19 protein-coding genes are annotated in these 18,036 nt (G+C 50.2%); 6 read left to right on the top strand and 13 right to left on the bottom strand.

The genetic code is table 11. The features are described 5' to 3' along the window. The coding region (locus RN22_RS19770) for an Hpt domain-containing protein (protein ID WP_231590937.1) at nt 1-821 on the top strand (821 nt) is incomplete at its 5' end. 74 nt (nt 822-895) lie between these two features. Here the strand turns inward: RN22_RS19770 and pta are convergent. Together pta and RN22_RS19760 are read right to left on the bottom strand one after the other, a co-directional pair. Next, complete coding sequence (gene pta / locus RN22_RS19765; RefSeq protein ID WP_039850370.1) at nt 896-3,043, bottom strand: phosphate acetyltransferase; 2,148 nt, start codon at nt 3,041-3,043, stop codon at nt 896-898. Nucleotides 3,044-3,202: 159 nt separating this feature from the next. After that, on the bottom strand, nt 3,203-4,399 hold the full coding sequence (locus RN22_RS19760; protein ID WP_002540979.1) for an acetate kinase: 1,197 nt from the start codon (nt 4,397-4,399) through the stop codon (nt 3,203-3,205). Nucleotides 4,400-5,008: 609 nt separating this feature from the next. On the opposite strand from RN22_RS19760, the gene yfbV reads away from it, so the two are divergent. Continuing rightward, on the top strand, nt 5,009-5,458 hold the full coding sequence (yfbV, locus tag RN22_RS19755) for a terminus macrodomain insulation protein YfbV (RefSeq protein ID WP_039850371.1): 450 nt from the start codon (nt 5,009-5,011) through the stop codon (nt 5,456-5,458). Between the two features lie 52 nt (nt 5,459-5,510). On the opposite strand, the gene RN22_RS19750 is transcribed toward yfbV, so the two are convergent. The 3 genes from RN22_RS19750 to RN22_RS19740 all read right to left on the bottom strand — a co-directional run bounded on the left by RN22_RS19750 (nt 5,511) and on the right by RN22_RS19740 (nt 9,183). After that, nucleotides 5,511-6,266 (bottom strand): hypothetical protein, encoded by a 756-nt coding sequence (locus RN22_RS19750; RefSeq protein ID WP_052737572.1) that lies wholly within the window; start codon nt 6,264-6,266, stop codon nt 5,511-5,513. Then, nucleotides 6,263-8,008 (bottom strand): trypsin-like peptidase domain-containing protein, encoded by a 1,746-nt coding sequence (locus RN22_RS19745; RefSeq protein WP_156168239.1) that lies wholly within the window; start codon nt 8,006-8,008, stop codon nt 6,263-6,265. The genes RN22_RS19750 and RN22_RS19745 overlap by 4 nt, the downstream gene beginning before the upstream one ends. A 212-nt stretch (nt 8,009-8,220) precedes the next feature. Beyond that, nucleotides 8,221-9,183, bottom strand: a complete 963-nt coding sequence (locus tag RN22_RS19740) for a ChaN family lipoprotein (RefSeq protein WP_046307022.1) — start codon at nt 9,181-9,183, stop codon at nt 8,221-8,223. A 137-nt stretch (nt 9,184-9,320) separates the two neighbouring features. Here RN22_RS19740 and RN22_RS19735 point away from each other — a divergent pair, with 137 nt between their 5' ends. Next, a complete protein-coding gene (locus RN22_RS19735) occupies nt 9,321-10,034 on the top strand; it encodes an SDR family oxidoreductase (RefSeq protein WP_046307020.1) in 714 nt (237 codons plus the stop codon). A 34-nt stretch (nt 10,035-10,068) separates the two neighbouring features. On the opposite strand, the gene rlmA is transcribed toward RN22_RS19735, so the two are convergent. The 6 genes from rlmA to RN22_RS19705 all read right to left on the bottom strand — a co-directional run bounded on the left by rlmA (nt 10,069) and on the right by RN22_RS19705 (nt 14,863). After that, nucleotides 10,069-10,884: a 23S rRNA (guanine(745)-N(1))-methyltransferase gene (gene rlmA / locus RN22_RS19730; RefSeq protein ID WP_046307018.1), complete on the bottom strand. Its 816-nt coding sequence runs from the start codon at nt 10,882-10,884 to the stop codon at nt 10,069-10,071. A gap of 117 nt (nt 10,885-11,001) precedes the next feature. Further along, on the bottom strand, nt 11,002-11,304 hold the full coding sequence (locus RN22_RS19725) for a type II toxin-antitoxin system RelE/ParE family toxin (RefSeq protein WP_046307017.1): 303 nt from the start codon (nt 11,302-11,304) through the stop codon (nt 11,002-11,004). Next, entirely contained in the window at nt 11,292-11,549 is a 258-nt protein-coding gene (locus RN22_RS19720) for a type II toxin-antitoxin system Phd/YefM family antitoxin (protein ID WP_046307015.1), read from the bottom strand. Before RN22_RS19720 ends, RN22_RS19725 begins: the two co-directional genes overlap by 13 nt. 117 nt (nt 11,550-11,666) lie before the next feature. After that, nucleotides 11,667-12,590 (bottom strand): agmatinase, encoded by a 924-nt coding sequence (gene speB, locus RN22_RS19715; RefSeq protein ID WP_046307012.1) that lies wholly within the window; start codon nt 12,588-12,590, stop codon nt 11,667-11,669. A 50-nt stretch (nt 12,591-12,640) separates the two neighbouring features. Next, the gene (speA, locus tag RN22_RS19710; RefSeq protein ID WP_046307010.1) at nt 12,641-14,560 is read right to left on the bottom strand and encodes a biosynthetic arginine decarboxylase; all 1,920 of its coding nucleotides are present in this window, start codon (nt 14,558-14,560) and stop codon (nt 12,641-12,643) included. Between the two features lie 111 nt (nt 14,561-14,671). After that, nucleotides 14,672-14,863, bottom strand: a complete 192-nt coding sequence (locus RN22_RS19705) for a hypothetical protein (protein WP_002540990.1) — start codon at nt 14,861-14,863, stop codon at nt 14,672-14,674. Nucleotides 14,864-14,901: 38 nt separating this feature from the next. Here RN22_RS19705 and RN22_RS25025 point away from each other — a divergent pair, with 38 nt between their 5' ends. Further along, nucleotides 14,902-15,045, top strand: coding sequence for a hypothetical protein (locus RN22_RS25025; RefSeq protein ID WP_002540991.1), 144 nt, complete (start codon nt 14,902-14,904; stop codon nt 15,043-15,045). Between the two features lie 177 nt (nt 15,046-15,222). Here RN22_RS25025 and RN22_RS19700 read toward each other — a convergent pair whose 3' ends face one another. Beyond that, the gene (locus tag RN22_RS19700; protein ID WP_046307024.1) at nt 15,223-15,729 is read right to left on the bottom strand and encodes a YfbU family protein; all 507 of its coding nucleotides are present in this window, start codon (nt 15,727-15,729) and stop codon (nt 15,223-15,225) included. Between the two features lie 204 nt (nt 15,730-15,933). On the opposite strand from RN22_RS19700, the gene RN22_RS19695 reads away from it, so the two are divergent. Both RN22_RS19695 and RN22_RS19690 read left to right on the top strand, forming a co-directional pair. Beyond that, a complete protein-coding gene (locus RN22_RS19695; protein WP_046307008.1) occupies nt 15,934-16,581 on the top strand; it encodes an energy-coupling factor ABC transporter permease in 648 nt (215 codons plus the stop codon). Between the two features lie 69 nt (nt 16,582-16,650). Further along, nucleotides 16,651-17,076, top strand: a complete 426-nt coding sequence (locus RN22_RS19690; protein WP_046307005.1) for a GtrA family protein — start codon at nt 16,651-16,653, stop codon at nt 17,074-17,076. Nucleotides 17,077-17,107: 31 nt separating this feature from the next. Here the strand turns inward: RN22_RS19690 and pflA are convergent, their stop codons facing one another. Next, entirely contained in the window at nt 17,108-17,848 is a 741-nt protein-coding gene (gene pflA / locus RN22_RS19685) for a pyruvate formate lyase 1-activating protein (RefSeq protein WP_002540998.1), read from the bottom strand. Nucleotides 17,849-18,036: the final 188 nt, after the last annotated feature.

Raw genomic sequence — 18,036 nt, 5'->3', positions numbered from 1 at the left:
CAGAACCAGAACCAGAACCAGAGCCGGAAAAAGCCGAAGACACCTCGGAAATAGCTGAAGAGGTGGAAGAAGCAGAGATTGAAGCGACGACGGAAGTGGTCGATACCGTTGCCGAAACACCAGAACCTAAAGGGGAGTCAACCGTTGATGCGGAAGCTGAGGACGCTGAACGGACCCGAAGGAGAGTAAACATGGAATACGACGATACAATGTTTGATCTGATGGTTGATAACGTGCCCGGCATCAATCTTGGTGAGGGGGTGCAACGACTGGGTGGCAACAAAGCCAAGTACCTCAAAATCCTGTCGCTGTTCCTGACTTCCCAAAAAGCAGCGATGGATCAATTACTATCAGATGCTGACAACAGTGAGAAAGCGATACTGGCCCATTCGTGTAAAGGAGCGGGGAGTAATATTGGCGCGGATGAAATCGCCAAGATAGCTTCCGGACTTGAGGATAAATATAACTCGGGCGAAGCTGTCACTGAAGCGGATGTGAATGAACTGAAAAACCTGATCACAGCTGCTATAGATAAATTTGATGAAATTGCTTTAAGCTCAGCGTCAGTGGAAGCAGAACCAGTGGTTCAGGAAGAAATTAAGCCATTGGATGCGTATCTGATTGAACAAATCAATGCTTTGCAGACAAGTCTGCAAGAGTTTGATATTGGCGTGCAGGATAAGCTGTCTTCGCTGTCAAAAGACCTTCCGCAATGGTTCAACCAACTTGAGGAATTTAAGCGTTTGCAGGAATCAGTGAATCAGTTTGATTTCCTGACGGCAGAAGAACACCTCAAGGCGCTGAAGAAGAAAACTGGATAACCCCAGTTGCTCCCAAATGAACATAAAAAAAGCCGACGCAATAGCGTCGGCTTTTCTTCTAGAAGTCAGAGAGCCTATTCAGCTGCCGCTTCTGCATCTTCAGCTTGTTTTGCTTGAATCGCAGTCAGTGCAACGGTGTAAACGATGTCGTCTACCAGTGCGCCACGAGACAGGTCGTTAACAGGCTTACGCATACCTTGCAGCATTGGACCGATTGAAACCAGATCCGCTGAACGCTGTACCGCTTTGTAAGTGGTGTTACCGGTGTTCAGGTCTGGGAATACGAATACGGTCGCTTTACCTGCTACTGGAGAGTTTGGCGCTTTAGAAGCTGCCACGTTTTCCATGATAGCGGCGTCGTACTGCAGAGGACCGTCGATCATCAGATCAGGACGTTTCTGCTGAGCAATCAGCGTTGCTTCGCGTACTTTCTCAACGTCTGCACCCTGACCAGAAGTACCGGTAGAGTAAGAGATCATTGCGACGCGAGGCTCGATGCCGAATGCCGCTGCAGAATCGGCAGACTGAATAGCGATTTCAGCCAGTTGCTCTGCGTTTGGATCTGGGTTGATCGCACAGTCACCGTATACCAGAACCTGGTCAGGCAGCAGCATGAAGAACACAGAAGACACCAGAGACGCGCTTGGCGCAGTCTTGATGATTTGCAGCGGTGGACGGATGGTGTTTGCTGTGGTGTGAACCGCACCAGATACCAGGCCGTGTACTTCGTTCGCTTCCAACATCATAGTACCCAGTACTACGGTGTCTTCCAGTTGCTCACGCGCTACAACTTCGGTCATGCCTTTGTTCTTACGCAGCTCAACCAGACGCGCAACGTATTGCTCACGAACTGCTTCAGGGTCGATGATGGTGACGCCAGCACCCAGAACCACGCCTTGCTGATCTGCAACACGCTTGATTTCTTCTGGGTTACCCAGCAGCACACATTCCGCAATTTTACGCTCAGCACAGATAGCTGCCGCTTTTACGGTACGTGGCTCGTCGCCTTCTGGCAGAACGATACGCTTAGCCGCTTTACGCGCCAGCTCAGTCAGCTGGTAACGGAATGCCGGTGGACTCAGACGACGTGCACGAGCAGCGCCTTCAGACAGAGACTCAATCCAGTTGCCGTCAACGTGAGCTGCAACGTGGTTTTGAACGAACTCTACACGCTCTTTATCGTCAGCTGGAACTTCCAGGCTAAAGCTTTGCAGGTTCAGAGACGTCTGCCAGGTGTTACCCGCAGTGGTGAACACTGGTAGGCCTGCTTGGAATGCGCGCTCGCACAGACCGTTCAGCTGTTCTGGGATGCTGTAGCCGCCAGTCAGCAGCAGGGCACCGATTTCCAGACCATTCATCGCAGCCAGACACGCGGCAACGATAACGTCAGGACGGTCAGCAGAAGTCACCAGCAGAGAGCCTGCGCGGAAGTGTTCAACCATGTTAGGGATTGAACGCGCACAGAAAGTGATGCTCTTGATACGACGGGTGTTGATTTCACCTTCGTTGATGATCTCAGCATTCAGGTGCTTCGCCAGATCGCTCGCACGTGTCGCAATCAGATCGATGCTCCAAGGCACACAACCCAGAACGCGGATTGGGCTGGAGTTGAAGATCTCCATCACTTCAACATTGCTGCCTTTCGCCGCATTGTTGTCGTCGAAGATGTCAGACAGATCAGGACGGGTACGACCTTGCTCATCCACCGGTGCGCCGTGTTTGTTGATCACAACGCCTGCGATGTTTGAATTCTTGCTACCACCGAAGTTAGATACAGCAACTTCAATACGCTCTTTCAGTTGCGCAGGGTTGTCAGTACCCGGAGTGGTGATGAACACGATTTCCGCATCCAGCGTTTTCGCGATTTCGTAGTTAACCTGGTTCGCGAAAGGATGGTTACGTGTAGGTACCAGACCTTCAATCAGCGCCACTTCTGCTTCAGCAGTTGCTTCTTTAAAGCGGGCGATGATTTCTTCCATCAGCACGTCAGTCTGATCGGTACGGATCAGCGCTTCAGCGTTTGCCATGGTCAGCGGCTCTGCCACTTTCATGTCGCTGTTTGCTTCGATGATGGTTGTTGTCAGGTCAGGCTGGTTATCGCCATGGCGAGGCTGGGCGATAGGCTTGAAAAATGAGACGCGAAGGCCCTTTTGTTCCATCGCACGCAGTACGCCCAGGCTAACGCTGGTCAGACCGACACCTGTGCCGATTGGAATGAGCATAATAGTACGGGACACGCTTGATTCCTCTTTACTATGTAGGAAGCAAAACCCACAGACGCGGGTTTTGTTAATAATTCAGTTTGGCAGACAGTCAGATAACTTTGCCAAATTGAAACGGCTGACCACATTGATCAGCCGCATGTTTGCATCAAATGGCGATTAGATTTCAGCCAGACGTGCAGTGTCTTGTGCGATAACCAGCTCTTCGTTGGTAGAGATAACCATTGCTGGAACACGGCTGCTATCAGTAGTGATAACGCCTTCGCCGCCGAAGCGAGCTTTCAGGTTGCGCTCTTGGTCAACTTCAACACCCAGCAGAGCCAGACGGTTCAGAACCAGCTCACGGATTGGGCCAGAGTTCTCGCCGATACCGCCAGTGAACACGATCGCGTCCAGACGGCCGTCCAGACATGCAGTGTAGCTAGCAACGTATTTCGCCAGACGGTGACAGAAAACGTCCATTGCGCGAGTCGCTTCTTCTTTCGCGCCGTAGTTGTCTTCAACGAAACGGCAGTCAGAAGTCACTTCGGTCAGACCCATCAGGCCAGATTCTTTGGTCAGCATGCTGTTGATTTGCTCAACGCTGTAACCCAGTGCATCGTGCAGGTGGAAGATGATTGCTGGGTCCAGGTCACCAGAACGGGTACCCATTACCAGACCTTCAAGCGGAGTCATACCCATAGAAGTGTCTACAGATTTACCGTTCTTGATTGCACACACAGATGCGCCGTTACCCAGGTGACAGTTGATGATATTCAGTTCTTCAACTGGCTTATCAAGCTGAGCCGCTGCTTCTTGAGCGATGAAGTAGTGAGAAGTACCATGCATGCCGTAACGACGGATACCATGCTCTTTGTACAGCTTGTATGGCAGTGCGTACAGGAATGCTTCTTCAGGCATAGTCTGGTGGAACGCAGTGTCGAATACCGCTACGTTTTTCAGAGTAGGGAATGCTGCTTTCGCTGCTTCGATACCTACCAGGTGCGCAGGGTTGTGCAGAGGTGCGAAGCTAGAAGCGTCTTCGATACCTTTCAGTACTGAATCACAGATCAGTGCAGACTTAGTGAACTGCTCGCCGCCGTGAACAACACGGTGACCGATTGCGCCCAGGTTTTCAGCCAGTTCTGGTTTAGAAGCCAGAATGGTTTCAACGATGAAGCTCAGTGCTTCTTTGTGTGCAGCACCTTCGCCCAGTTGAGCTTCGTGTTTGCCGTCCAATTTCCACTTAATGCGTGCTTCTGGCAGGTGCAGACATTCTGCCAGACCTGACAGGTGCTCATCACCTGATTGTGCGTCGATGATTGCGAATTTCAGCGAAGAGCTGCCGCAGTTAAGAACAAGAACCAGCTTAGACATTTGAGACTACCTATTCGTGTAAAGTAGATGGTGTTTACTAATCGGAGAAGGATAGTTGATTAACGTCACACTAACCGTCCCAGAAAAACTTTTAGCAAAATTTGTCGCGGAATAGATACATCGCTCATCAGTCCTTTGATAGATACCCACTGCGTCGCGCCCATCCTGTTTTGCGTCACATGACTGTCCAATTCGGTTTTCCGTCACATCAGTGATTGATGTTCGAAGAATTCACGTATTGGACCTTATGACTCAACAAGGTTTGAGCTTTGAGGTGTGACTGCTTCATTTTCTGAAACAGTTTTTTGCCACACCGGTCAACATATCCGGGTACGCAACGAAAAACGCCAGACAGATTGTCCTACAGGCCCACCATCTTTGGTGATTTGTTGCGCTGCCGGTCATCCATTTGGCGTTTCAGTGGTTGCGAGATAATCAAATCCGAGCAACAATTGATTTAGGTCGGCTAAGTCTAGCGATACTTGCGCCAGATAACAAAAATTTTTGAGTCTTAATTGATTTGAATTAATGTTTATCAACTTTGTTTTAAAGATTGCAGCAAGTTTTTAGCCGATGATACAGAGACATCGCTTGAGAGGTATGCGCCATATGAGTAATAAATCAATGTGGAACGCGTTCCGTGATGGTCAGAAGTACATGACGGAATGGCCAGTTCGAAAAGAGCTGGCACCAATGTTCCCGGAAAACCGAGTAATCCGTGCAACCCAGTTTGCGATTAAAGTGATGCCTGCTGTTGCCGTCATCAGCGTGTTGATGCAAATGGCCTTCAATAACTACTCAGGTTTGCCGCAAGCCATGATCATGGCTTTGTTTGCACTGAGTTTGCCGCTACAAGGTATGTGGTGGTTGGGGAAACGTCGTGAAACACAACTGCCTCCTGCGCTGGCGGGTTGGTATCGCGAATTGCATGAGAAGATTGTCAGCGAAGGCGGGGCCGTGCAGCCAATGAAAAGCCGCCCACGTTACAAAGAGCTGGCTCAAACCCTGAACCGCGCATTTAAACAGTTAGATAAGTCCTCGCTGGAACGCTGGTTCTAACTTTGCCCGAAAGAAAAAACGCCTCGGCTTGTGCTGGGGCGTTTTTGTTTGCTTAGTTGGCATCCAATCGCGTGAAAGCTTGCTCGCTTGCGCTGATAAGCGTGGCCTCGTCAGCTATCCAACCTACGCCGTTTCGGGTGAGAAGGTGATAAACACCATCCGGCATTTGAAAAATACCTTCAATGCCATCTTGAGTCTTTGTCAGGTTGCCAGCAGGTTGGCCATTGTTATCAACGAATACCCAGTTGGTGGCGCCATGTTTCCAATATTCCTGTTGCGTGACGATTACCTGCTGACGGCTTTCTCCCAACTTGGGCAAGGTAAAGCGTTGCCCAACCTCCAGTGTTTCAAGTAAGGACTCATCAAACTCGATGAAGTGCTCTTCACTGAGCGACACGACTGCCCCGTAGTTTTCAAACACAGACTTTGCAGAAGATACAGGTTGCCAAAGGGGTATCTCAGCATCAAAAAACTCCTGGGTGCTCTCTTCTTTTTGCGCTCGTTCGTCGCTGCTGCTTGTTGGTGGAAGGAGCGCGACATCTGCCAAATATTCATCCACAGTGTCAGATTCTGGGGCCATGATGTGAATATTGGCTGCTTCATTGCTTTGTGTTGAAGAGACAGCAGCAGAAACGGTCGGCTCTGCTTTGTCTGCTAGTGTCAAAGCACGTGAAGAGTCGGGGACAGAGGCCCCCGAGTCTTCAACGACAATGGCGACACTTTCATCGGGCGCGGCAGGCTCAAACAGCCTGATAGCGAAGAAAATCAGGGTTCCAGCCAGTGCCAGATAAATCAGTGACGTTTTCACTGAGCACCTTTCTCTACGTCAAGCTTGAAGGTCAGCAGCTTATTAAAGTCTGAGTGCCAACCGCGTGCGCGGATGTTAAACAAGGTTTCATAATCACCGGCAGGAAGTGTCGCATTGTCTTCTGGATGGTAAGAGACTCGGAGCTGCCCGTAGTTTGCGCCATTGGAGCAGTAAACACCGTTGTTCATTACGCTCCAGCCACAGCCAACATAACGGGACGCACGCAGGACGATAGTCGCAGACTCTTTGGTGGTTTTGTTGACGACGGGAACTTGCAGTGACGACCATGTGTTGAACTGTCCACTCCAAACCCTACCGCTTGCGTCGCTTTGAACATTACCTTCAGGCAAGTAATAGACCGAGCCGTTGACTGTGCTGTCATAGCGAATAGTCGTCGCTGCAGAAGAAGCGGTGACTGTGCCTTCCAACGTTGAATGACTACCGACAAGGATATTGGCTTTCAGTGCAATGTCAGCGCTGTAGCTGTGATCATGCCAGCCTTTTGCTGTGAGAGAGAAATCGCCTTGATACAAGCCAGCAGGCGCAGCGGTGTTATCGTTGGCATCAAACCAAACTTTTAACCCACCCTTGGTTGCATCCGGTGAACAGTAAACGCCATTGTTAATTTCACCCCAGCCACACCAAGTCTGACGTTGTGCGCGGAGTTTGATGTGATGAGTTTGACCTGTCGTTTGGTTCACCATAGCCACGGAAAGCGCCGAGAAGCCTCTTGGGTAAACCCATTTACCTGACGTGGGGCCAGAAACGTTGTTTCCCGCTAGATAATAAACGGTGCCATTAACCCGCGCTTCTACGTCATTCAGGATCACGTTTTCGTCTTCAGTCAACGTACGGGTACGAGTGACTGTGTTTATTTCAGGGTATGTTTTTTTCATCCAAGCCTGATAAGGTGCAACACGGCCATGGCCCGACTGGCGGCCATTCCAACCCGCCCACCACGAAGTTACCCCCACACCGACAAACTGGCCTTCACGCCATTGCCAAGTGGCGGAACCGCTATCACCTGGTGCACCAAACGCCCAAGCCTCTTCTGTGTTGGCTGGATTTCTAAGACAGCCACCAACATCGCGTGAAATATGCCCTAAACCATACGCTCGGCCGCTGGATACTGTTCCAAGACTAGGTGTACCTTGAATACCGTAACCTGCAAGCGTCATGGGTTTGCCCACGTATTGATTGAAATCTGGCGCGTCAGCAATGACAGGTTGAGGAACTGCACCACCCTGAGCATTGATCGGAGAAGTAAGGAGGGGAGCTTTGACAATCGCGATGTCAGAGTGACAGCCCGTGTAGCCGATAAAGTGGGTCGTCGCAGTGCCAGAGGCGATAAGTCGGCCATCCCCTGTGCGGAAAGAAACATTCTGTCCGGTATAAACAGATTCCTGATCTTTGTTATCTCCTAGCACACAGTGAGCGGCTGTGAGGATGACGGCTTTGTCTCCCTCATTACCCAGCCAGGTGGCAGTGCAAAGCGCACCGCCTGCAATGATGCGGCCCACTGCATCGAATCTTTGTTCACGCGAGATTTGGTTTAAATGGTCGTAAACTTTTCTGACCGTGGCTTGATCGTTTGAGAGTGAACCACCAAGTTCAATGAACTTGGCGTCACTGATACCAACAGCGAAAGCCTGAGAGGAAAGGGTCGCCGCGCCGAGTGAGAAAAAGAGCGCCTTAGATGTGCTAGTGCCTACTGTTTCTATTAGTTTTTTCTGGATAAACATTATATTGCCTTGAGTGTCCCTATATTAATCAAGGCAATATTGGACGCAGCGAATCCACTTCGTATATTGAATAAAGTATGAAGTGTTTAGCTTCTAACTCGTGGTCATGTTTTCACAATACGTACGTGTAAAACTGGCCTTCAATGAAGCGAGTGTTATGAAATTGAGGCAGGCAGGTGATGTCGAATGATTCAGTAACACAAGAAACTGACCTATTCGCAGTCAATATCTTTCCCTGAATAGCTGTGTCGCATCTCTTTCATCGCCGCATTCATTTCATCGTCAGAGAGCCACTGAGGTGGCAGCGGATTGACCACTAACCGGAAATCTTTTATCTCTTTCCCGAGAGGCTGCTCCTCAGACTGAGGTGAAACAATAGCTACCTTCAACTCTGGATTTCTGGCGGTAATACGCGCCGCAATACCCAGTCCATTTTCAACATGGAACGCACCGGCAATGTGCATGACTTTGTCATATGGGTGTTCGGCCAGATAGTTCACAATGCTCTCCGCCATGGTGTCGTCCCACGCCAATTGCGCCAGATACTGATTCTCGGTTTTTTCCTCATCGCCATGGAACATGGCAGCCAAGAATTTCTCTTTATACGGCGAATCACCATCGCTGAGTGTGGCGGCCACCAAACGGCGCTTTTCTGGTGGTAGCTGGTCTAGATAACCTTTCCCTTCCTTGGCGATACAACGAACGATTTCAATCGGCGCATTGGATGCTATCAAAGGGACAGAGTGGGCTTTGGCGTATTCCACCAATGGGCGATAACTACCTTCATAGTTTGACCATTTACTGGTTTTGCTAAGGAGACTGTTTTCACCGAATTTGCCCGCGAGGTATTCATCAAGCACGGCCTGATCATTTCGCGTGAACTGCTCCATGGAGAGCGCCACATCTGGGTATGCTGAATTCAACATGGCGAGGAGTTGCGCTTGAAAGAGATGAACACCGGAGTGGGTGTGCCATTCACCAACCAAAATGATATCAGCGTCTTTGACCTCTTTAGAGAAGGCTTCCAGTGTCAGCGGGGCGTTATCAGCCGTGGTGAGTTGATAATCGTAGAGAGATCCTGAAAGCGGCTCGGATGACAATCCATGCAATTGTTGGCTGCATCCAGCAAGCAAGCTGCAGAGTAGCCATGTACCTATTGATTTCTTCACCGTCATCGCTTTCCCGCCCAATTAAATTACACCTAAAACTCAAGACTTTAATTCTAGTTCCAAGTCAGCTCAACCGAGCAGCAGAATTTTCTGCAGCGACTAGAGTTTCAGGCGGGAAAAGTTTTTTAGCAGGAGAGTAGTGAGTGCAAAAGCGTGTTTGGGTAACGGGTGGTAGTCGTGGCATTGGTTTCGCGTTGGCACAGCACTTTGTGGAGGGTGGACACAAGGTATTGGTGATTGCCAAAAACGAGAACAGTTTGGATAGCGCGAGACAGCGGATTGAAAGCCAGAATCCAGAAGCTGATTTGGTATCCGTTCAGTTAGATTTCTCTGATGCTAAAGCGGTGGATAGCGAAGTGCAGAAACTGCTTCAAGAGTTCGGCGCTCCAGACATTCTCGTCAGCAACGCGGGTATCTTGGCATTTGGGAACACGTTTGCCTCCGCATCGACCATTCATGATGTCTTTATGGTGAATGTGGTGTCATCGCTGGTTTTCACCAACAAGGTGGCAGAGGCCATGAAAGAAAAAGGTGCTGGGAGGATTTTCATCTTAGGATCAACCGCAGGGATGACGCCCGTCAGCAAACTGGGTGTGTATTCAGCATCCAAGGCAGCAGTGGTGAGTTATAGCCAGAGTTTGTATGAAGAGATGCTTCCGCATGGTGTGGATGTAACCTGCTTATGCCCAAGTGTGGTGGATACAGACATGACGGACGATGGGCGGATAGACAAGATGCTGAAAATACAGCAGGAAGACATTGTGAAAGCAGTGGACTACATCATGTCATTGTCGCCGGGTTGCGCGGTGCCACTACAGAAAATTGCCTGTAAGGCGATAGATTTAGAAAACCTATAAAAAAGCCAGCACTGTTGCTGGCCTACCATTCGAATTAAGACGTTTTGCGATACACACGGAGCGTGAAATCAGCTTCACAGTCAAACTGCTCTGCGTCTTTGAGGATTTGCCACAGACTTTCCGGTGCGCGCCAAGCGAATGGCGTCATTTGCAACAAGGTCGTTGCATCAGTGCTGTTCAGCGTCATTGGGTAAGCGACGGTTTGCTCGGTTTCCAGCTCAAAGCCCGGTAAATCTTCCACTGGCACATCGTGCAAGCGCACGTCGTCGTAAATGCCCGCTTTCAGTTGATAAAGGTGACGTGGCCCCGGTGTGACCGTTACCACCAAGCCACTGTCTTTCACGGCACGGGCTAGCTCGTCGCCATTGCATGGCGCGTAGATGCGCACCACGGCATCCAATTGGTTGTCGGCAAATGGCAAACGCTGGCTGGAGGCAACGAGAAAATCCACATTTGGGTAACGTTTGGCGCCATAGCGAACCATCACTTTGGAAATGTCGAGACCAAACACCTTAGTGTCAGCTAGTTGATCCGCAAAGTAGCTGGTGTAATAGCCTTCACCACAACCGATATCCAAAAGTTCCGCACTGTCTTTTCCAGCAAGCAGTGAGGTGAGCAATTCGCTGACGGCATCGCGCATCGGCTGGTAATGACCACCATCCAAAAACTGGCGGCGAGCCTGCATCATCTCTTTGTTGTCACCTGGATCTTTTGAACGCTTATGCTGCACAGGGAGCAGGTTTACATAGCCTTCTTTCGCCAGATCGAACTGGTGATTGTTGGCGCATTTGTACGTGCGGTCAGAAAGGTTCAGCGGCGCTTGGCACAGCGGACAAAGATAAGATGACATAGCGAAATATCGGCAAGGATGAATGAGCGGCAAGGATACGGTGTGGGGCTGTAGGGTTCAAGCAAAGTAGCGATAATAGCGTGATAGATGAGTGTAGATAGAGGGTGTTTTTCTTCGCTACTTTTGGCTTAACAGGAATTTTCGAAGATCTCTTTCTGCACGCATGACAAATAAAACAAATACCTTATCGCCTTCGTGCTTGTAAAAAACGCGGCAAGGATTCACAACAACTTCACGATAGCTGAGGTTTTCGAGTTCTGGTGGCGTGCGTCCTGACTCAGGGAACTCTTCTAATCGTTCAATACTAGCGAACACAGTTTGAACAAGGTGCTTTGCCGCTACGACGTTTTCAAGCGCGATGTATTCGGCGATATCATTGAGATCTGACAGCGCTGATTCCGTCCAGATTACTTCAGCCATTTCGACATTTTATCCTTGGCTTCTTGCTGGCTAACCGTTTTACCTTCAGCTAAAGCGCGCTCTCCCCGAGCAATACCCTCAAGAATGGCTAAACGGTTCTGCATAAACTCGTAATCCTCAACGTCGACAAGATAGGCTGACGGCTTACCGTGTTCTGTAATCAATACCGGCTCTTTTGTATCGTGCAGATCAGCGAGGATTTTGGTTGCTTGACGCTTCAGTGATGTAACAAGTTCGACTTTCATAACAGCAGCTCCAAAGTGATACTATAGTGATACTATCCTGTCATCTTGGGCGTAGCAAGCTGTGCTGAAAACAAAAACACCCGCCGAAGCAGGTGTTTTTCATCAACAAAGTCACAATCACTTCGCTTTACGATTTGCCGCCCAAACATACAGCAGGTCAGTTGCTATCGTCGCAGCTGCCAGTGAGGTCAGGTCTGCATGGTCGTAGGCTGGCGCCACTTCTACCACATCCATACCAATTAGGTTGATGCCTTGCAGTGAGCGAATTACTTTCAGGATCTTGTCGGTGCTCAGGCCACCACAAACTGGGGTTCCAGTACCCGGCGCGTAAGCTGGATCCAGACAGTCGATGTCGAAGGTCAGGTAAACCGGACGGTCGCCAACGCGGGTTTTAATCGCTTCTACGATTTGTTCCACTGACCAATCGTTTGCCGTCGCTGCATCTACCACCTGGAAGCCCAGCTCGTCGCTATGCTCAGTACGGATGCCAATCTGGATAGACGCATGTGGGTCAATCAGACCTTCTTTTGGCGCGGTGTAGAACATGGTGCCGTGGTCGAACTCGCTGCCTTGATCGTAGGTGTCAGTGTGGGCATCAAAGTGAACCAGTGCCATTTCACCGAACTGCTTTGCGTGGGCGCGCAGCAGTGGCAGGGTCACGAAGTGGTCGCCGCCGAATGTCAGCAGGGTTTTGCCTTCTGCCAGCAGGCAGGTGGCGTGCGCTTCCAGACGCTCGCTCATGTTGCGTGCATCGCCACAATCAAACACCAAATCACCACAGTCAGCGATTTTGATTTCTTTGGTCAGGGAGAAATCCCAAGGCCATTTTTTGCTCTCCCACGCCAGATTGGTAGATGCCTGACGAATCGCGCCTGGGCCCATGCGAGCGCCAGAGCGGCCCGTGGTTGCCATATCAAAAGGAACGCCTGTGATCACCACGTCAGCATCGCAACCTTGTGGGTTAAACACCAGTGGTTGGCGCAGGAAACCGAACGCGTTGGCGTACAGGGAGTAGTCTGGGTAGTTGGCCAATGTTGCCATTGATAAATCCTTGAAAAAGAGGCTGCCCGCAATGCAGGCAGCCGAAATCATTAACGGTTGTGGTGAATGTCTTCGAGGTAGGTGTAGCCTTTCAGACCTTCAGAAAGCTCAGACAGAATCGCGTCTTGCTCCTGCTCTGGCAGGGTTTTCACCATTTCTTCGTATTGGCTCAGGAACTCGTCAGCTTCCAAGTGCACATAACGCAGCACATCACCCACGGTGTCGCCGTGGTGGATAGATTCAATCTCGTAGCCGCCATCTTTATTGCAGCGAACAACGGCAGAATCGGTATCACCGAATAGGTTGTGCATGTCGCCCAGAATTTCCTGATACGCACCCACAAGGAAGAAACCGATGCGATATGGCGATTCATCGCTCCACGTTGGTACAGCCAACGTGCTTTCAATGCCTTGGCCTTCGACGTATTGCTCAACGGCACCGTCAGAGTCACAGGTAATATCCAGCAGCACTGCGCGGCTTTCTGGCTCTTTATCCAGCTTCGACAGCGGCAGGATAGGGAACACCTGCTCAATACCCCATGCATCCGGCAGAGACTGGAACAGGGAGAAGTTCACGAAGAACTTGTCTGCCAAGCGGCTGTTCAGCTCATCCAGTACCGGGCGGTGTGCGCGGTTCTTGTGGGACATCTTGCAAGACAGCTCGTAACAAATACGCAGGCTGATTTGTTCTGCCCAAGCGCGTTCGGCAAAGTTCACCAAGCCCATGGCGAACTGCATGTGTACTTCCGCCAGATCGTTCTGGTTATCGTGGTAGATCTCTACCAGCGAGCGTTGGTCAGTCGACTGGCTCAGGTCTTTGAAAGAACGCCACATGTTATGGAGGATCTGCGATGCATCTTCTGCCGGCGCAAACACTTCCTCGCGCTGGTAGCTTTCAACGCCCATCACGTCAGTGATAAGCACAGCGTGATGCGCAGTCAGGTTACGGCCAGACTCAGAGATAATGCGCGGCATCTTGATGTCGAATGCCTTACACACGTCACCGATGGTGTAGACGACATTGTTGGCGTACTCGCGCTGGCTGTAGTTCATGGAACAACTGCTTTGGCTACGTGTGCCTTCGTAGTCGATTGCCAGACCACCGCCCACGTCCAGCGTGGTGATGCCCGCGCCCATTTGGTAAAGCTCAGCAAATACACGCGCCGCTTCGTTCACACCTGAGCGTACGTCGCGGATGTTGGCAATTTGTGAGCCCAGATGAAAGTGCAGCAGTTGCAGTGAATCCAGCATGTCGTTTTCACGCAGGCGATCCATTACCGTCATACACTGAGAAGCTGACAGACCGAATTTCGACTTCTCGCCGCCGCTTGCCTGCCATTTACCTTTGCCTTGAGACGCCAGACGCGCACGCAGACCCAGACGTGGTTTTACGCCCAGCGCTTTGGCTTCTGCCAGCACGGTATCCAGCTCGGAGAGCTTCTCCAACACGATGTACACTTCGTGGCCCAGCTTTTCGCCTATCAGTGCCAGACGGATGTATTCGCGGTCTTTGTAGCCGTTACACACGATCACAGAGCTTGCCTGACGCGCCATGGCCAGCACTGCCATCAGCTCAGGCTTACTGCCCGCTTCCAGTCCCAGTTGACGTTCCTGGCTGGCGTATTGGCTTTTCAGGATTTCGCCAACCACTTCTTTTTGCTGGTTCACTTTAATCGGGTAAACCAGCAGGTACTCGCCTTCATAGCCGTAGTCAGCAATGGCATCGTTGAAGTGGGTGCACAGGCTGTCTACGCGGTGGTGCAAGATCTCTGGGAAACGCACCAGCACAGGCAAAGAAGCGCCTTTGGCAATCAGTTCATCAGCCAGCGTTGAAAGCGCGATGTTGTTGTCCGGTTGTTGGGTATCCGGACGGGCAATCACCTCGCCTTGTGAATTAATATCGAAGTAACCCTGACCCCAGTAAGGCGTGTTGTAGACATCGCGGGCGTCATTGATAGACCAATCACTCATGTTCGTTCCTCAGTGGTGATTGGGTACAGGAAACGCCGCTGACGGCAGATAATAGGTGGCCGTCACCGGTGCTGTGTACCAGATAAAAATAATGGGTAACGCTGGCAGACCTTACTCAGGCATCTGAAGCGACAGTTCAAAAAGCACGGTTTCCGCGCTCCGTGTTCGCTTTAACGATGCCCGTTTCCTGCGCACATGAGTCGACAGGTTCTGGGGTTTGTTTTGCGGGTGGATGTTAGCTGCGGTGTCGCAAAGAGTACTCAGGCCTTCAGCCTGAACAGCGTGGTTTGCGATAGATTTCATTGCCATTCCTAAAAAGGCCGCGCTTACTGCTGCACGGTATGACAGAGAAAACGGCTCGTCTGCGTGGAAACTGCAACTTGAGGTTGTTCCAGCACATTGCAAATCAGAGGTTTGATTTGCTCGACCTAGCCCGTATACACCTCGACGGCATCATCAAAACCGGTTGGGTGCGTGGCGATTAGACAACCGATTTAGCTTGGGCGCAAATAAATTAATTTGTCACTGACAATCAAAATTACTTGTCGAGCCCCGTGTCAATGCAGTGCGAGATAAGTTCAATTTAAACAGTGGTTTATGATTGGAATTTAAATGCAGAAAAGCCGCTGAAAACAGCGGCTTTTGATTCAGATTTTTGGCGCTTACGCACCCACGATTTGGCAAAGCTCGTTACCACACAGGTGGTACTGACGAGGGCAGTTGCGCCATACCTGCAGCATGCGCTGGTATTTCGCCAGCATTGGCGTTTGGCTGTTGAAGTGGTGTGAGCCTTTGTCGAATTGTGGGTACAAACCTTCTACGTCGGTCAGGAAGCGCACGTAGTTCACCAGATGTGCTTCCGTCGCGGCATCAAAGCCCCAGAACTGCAGGCGGCGTGCATCCACGTCACACTCACAACGGGTGCCATCTTCCAGCATGCGGTAAGACTCTTGAAGTGCGTGGTGCATCTCCATGATATCAACTACCTGGCGGCACAGTTCTTCTGACATGTCGCCAAAGTCTTTATCCAATTCACGCATTTGCAGGGCATATCCACGCTCTACAATAGTTTGTAGACGACGATATTTTTCTGCGTTTTGTGGATCAAGTTGGGACATTAGCGTGTATTGATTAGATAGGATAAGACGTTGAGCGTGTGTCATTTCCATAATAGTGGCCTCGAAAGATAAAAATTCTTTATCCAAACAGTCTCTTAGTAATGATTTGAAGTGAGCAAGTTTGGCAATTCATGTGCCACAGATTAACAGTTGGAGCAGGTCGTTTTTTTGATCTGGACACAGGTTAGTTACGCTTTTTTAACTTGAAAAGTGACTGGATTTTGTAGCTCAGAGCCCAAGAATAACGGAGCAAGGATGATTTACTGGCAGGTGTTTGGTTGGACGTGTTTTCTGGTGTCGCTGTGGCTTTGCCGATCGCCGCTTGGCTGGCAGAAAATGCGTACCGAAAAAGACTATCAGCACTTAGTGTTTGCCAGTGGGATTATCCTGTTTTGTTTGTGGGCATTGAAAGCGGGGATCAGCGAAGGGCTGGATATTCACTTTCTGGGAATGACAGTGCTCACGCTGTGTCATGGCCCGAGAATCGCTATCTGGATTTCAGTGATTCCATTAACTCTGATGGTGGGTTTTGGCCTTTTGGCGTTTGCCGATGTCGGGCTGTATGCGTTCACCACGGCGGTGCTTCCTGCCTTGGTCAGCTATGCGATTTTCCAGCTCTCCTACCGGTATCTTAGTCATCACCTGTTTATCTATATCTTCATCGCTGGTTTTCTTAACGCGGCCTTTACCATCGTGTTCCACCTTTGCACGGTATCGACAGGTTACTGGGTGTCTGGCCTTCATGGCTGGGATACCATCCTCGATAATTACCTGACACTGGCGCTGTTGATCTGGTTCCCGGAAGGGCTGCTCAACGGCATGGCCGTGACTTTGCTGGCAGTGTATCGTCCGCATTGGCTGCGTACATTCTATGACAGGGAGTACTTGTCGCCGGATAGATGATCTCCTTTTGACCTTTTTTCTACCGACCATCGAATAGATTGTCTGTTCGTGGTATCAAAGAGAAAAGCGATGTTGGCGCAGATCAGAAAAATAGAGTGTAGAAGTCTTGGCCCGGCAAAGGTTGTGATAGGGCAGCTAAAACGTTTCTCAGGCGTGGGTATTTTTAACACTGTGCTGGGTTACGGGCTCTATGCTTTCTTCCATCTTTTTTTCGACTACGCAACGGCTTATAGCCTTTCTGTGCAGATAGGTGTGGCGTTGTCTTTTGTGCTCAATACCAAGGTGGTATTTCAAACTCAGTTGTCCTGCGGGAAATGGCTGCGTTTTGTCTTGGTGTGCTTGGCGCAATATGGCATTGGATTGATGGCTTTGAAAGGATGGGTGGAGTACGTCGGGGTCGATGACTTACTCGCGCCTTTGTTGGTGTTGGCTTTAACGATACCGCTTGGATTTGCGGGTTTTCGGTGGGCGCTGATGGATAAAAAAATGGCTTGAGTCTTTGCTCAAGCCATACAAGATTTCTCGATCAGTAAACCACTTTGTGGCCGTAGCCTTCCAGAATCGCTTTTAGCGTTTCCATGGTTTCTTTCTTTGGTGGGCTGACATCTTTCAGCTCATACTCGTAACCCAGCGCTTCCCACTTGTGGGCACCCAGCTGGTGGTATGGCAGCATTTCGACTTTCTCGATGTTGTCCATGTCTTTGATGAACTCACCCAGACGGTGTGCCGACTCTTCATCGTCGGTGTAGCCAGGAACCACCACGTAACGAATCCAGGTTTTCTGGCCACGCTGATGCAGGTAGCGGGCGAAATCCAGTGTGCGGCGGTTGGACACGCCAATCAGATCTTTGTGGATTTCGTCGTTCATTTGTTTAAGGTCCAGCATCACCAGATCGGTGGCATCCAACACTTCATCAACGACATCAGTGTGCTTGCGGATGTAACCATTGGTATCCAGACAGGTATGAATGCCTTCGGCTTTTGCTGCACGGAAGAAATCACGGACGAATTCAGGTTGAAGCATAGCTTCACCACCGGATGCTGTAACACCGCCACCGGAGGCATTGATGAAGTGACGGTAGGTCACCACTTCTTTCATGATTTCTTCGACGGTGACCTCGCGGCCATCATCCAGATCCCACGTATCACGGTTGTGGCAGTATTTGCAGCGCATCAGGCATCCTTGCATGAAAACGATAAATCGAATGCCAGGACCATCAACGGTTCCACAAGACTCAAAAGAGTGAATACGGCCAATCACCGACATGAGCATCTCCAAAACTACTGTAAAAAGTAAGGTGTTATTTTATTACAGAAACGTGGTGACCTAAAGGGAATATGCCCCTATTAAAGCCATATGAGACGTGAAATTGTAAGGAAAGGAGAAAGGCGCGAACACCGCGCCATTTTCAGGGCCTGTTGACCTTTGGTGATGATTTTTGCAGCAGTTTGTGG

Origin of the sequence: Grimontia sp. AD028 (genome assembly GCF_000973155.1) — a bacterium.
Lineage (GTDB): Bacteria > Pseudomonadota > Gammaproteobacteria > Enterobacterales > Vibrionaceae > Enterovibrio > Enterovibrio indicus.
This window is presented reverse-complemented; position numbering and strand designations above follow the sequence as displayed.

Excerpts from the sequence above, each read along its gene's own strand:
- pta (WP_039850370.1), bottom strand. The coding sequence starts at position 3,043 with ATGCTCATTCCAATCGGCACAGGTGTCGGTCTGACCAGCGTTAGCCTG.
- RN22_RS19760 (WP_002540979.1), bottom strand. The coding sequence starts at position 4,399 with ATGTCTAAGCTGGTTCTTGTTCTTAACTGCGGCAGCTCTTCGCTGAAA.
- yfbV (WP_039850371.1), top strand. The coding sequence starts at position 5,009 with ATGAGTAATAAATCAATGTGGAACGCGTTCCGTGATGGTCAGAAGTAC.
- RN22_RS19745 (WP_156168239.1), bottom strand. The coding sequence starts at position 8,008 with ATGTTTATCCAGAAAAAACTAATAGAAACAGTAGGCACTAGCACATCT.
- RN22_RS19740 (WP_046307022.1), bottom strand. The coding sequence starts at position 9,183 with ATGACGGTGAAGAAATCAATAGGTACATGGCTACTCTGCAGCTTGCTT.
- rlmA (WP_046307018.1), bottom strand. The coding sequence starts at position 10,884 with ATGTCATCTTATCTTTGTCCGCTGTGCCAAGCGCCGCTGAACCTTTCT.
- RN22_RS19725 (WP_046307017.1), bottom strand. The coding sequence starts at position 11,304 with ATGGCTGAAGTAATCTGGACGGAATCAGCGCTGTCAGATCTCAATGAT.
- RN22_RS19720 (WP_046307015.1), bottom strand. The coding sequence starts at position 11,549 with ATGAAAGTCGAACTTGTTACATCACTGAAGCGTCAAGCAACCAAAATC.
- speB (WP_046307012.1), bottom strand. The coding sequence starts at position 12,590 with ATGGCAACATTGGCCAACTACCCAGACTACTCCCTGTACGCCAACGCG.
- speA (WP_046307010.1), bottom strand. The coding sequence starts at position 14,560 with ATGAGTGATTGGTCTATCAATGACGCCCGCGATGTCTACAACACGCCT.
- RN22_RS19705 (WP_002540990.1), bottom strand. The coding sequence starts at position 14,863 with ATGAAATCTATCGCAAACCACGCTGTTCAGGCTGAAGGCCTGAGTACT.
- RN22_RS25025 (WP_002540991.1), top strand. The coding sequence starts at position 14,902 with ATGACAGAGAAAACGGCTCGTCTGCGTGGAAACTGCAACTTGAGGTTG.
- RN22_RS19700 (WP_046307024.1), bottom strand. The coding sequence starts at position 15,729 with ATGGAAATGACACACGCTCAACGTCTTATCCTATCTAATCAATACACG.
- RN22_RS19695 (WP_046307008.1), top strand. The coding sequence starts at position 15,934 with ATGATTTACTGGCAGGTGTTTGGTTGGACGTGTTTTCTGGTGTCGCTG.
- RN22_RS19690 (WP_046307005.1), top strand. The coding sequence starts at position 16,651 with ATGTTGGCGCAGATCAGAAAAATAGAGTGTAGAAGTCTTGGCCCGGCA.
- pflA (WP_002540998.1), bottom strand. The coding sequence starts at position 17,848 with ATGTCGGTGATTGGCCGTATTCACTCTTTTGAGTCTTGTGGAACCGTT.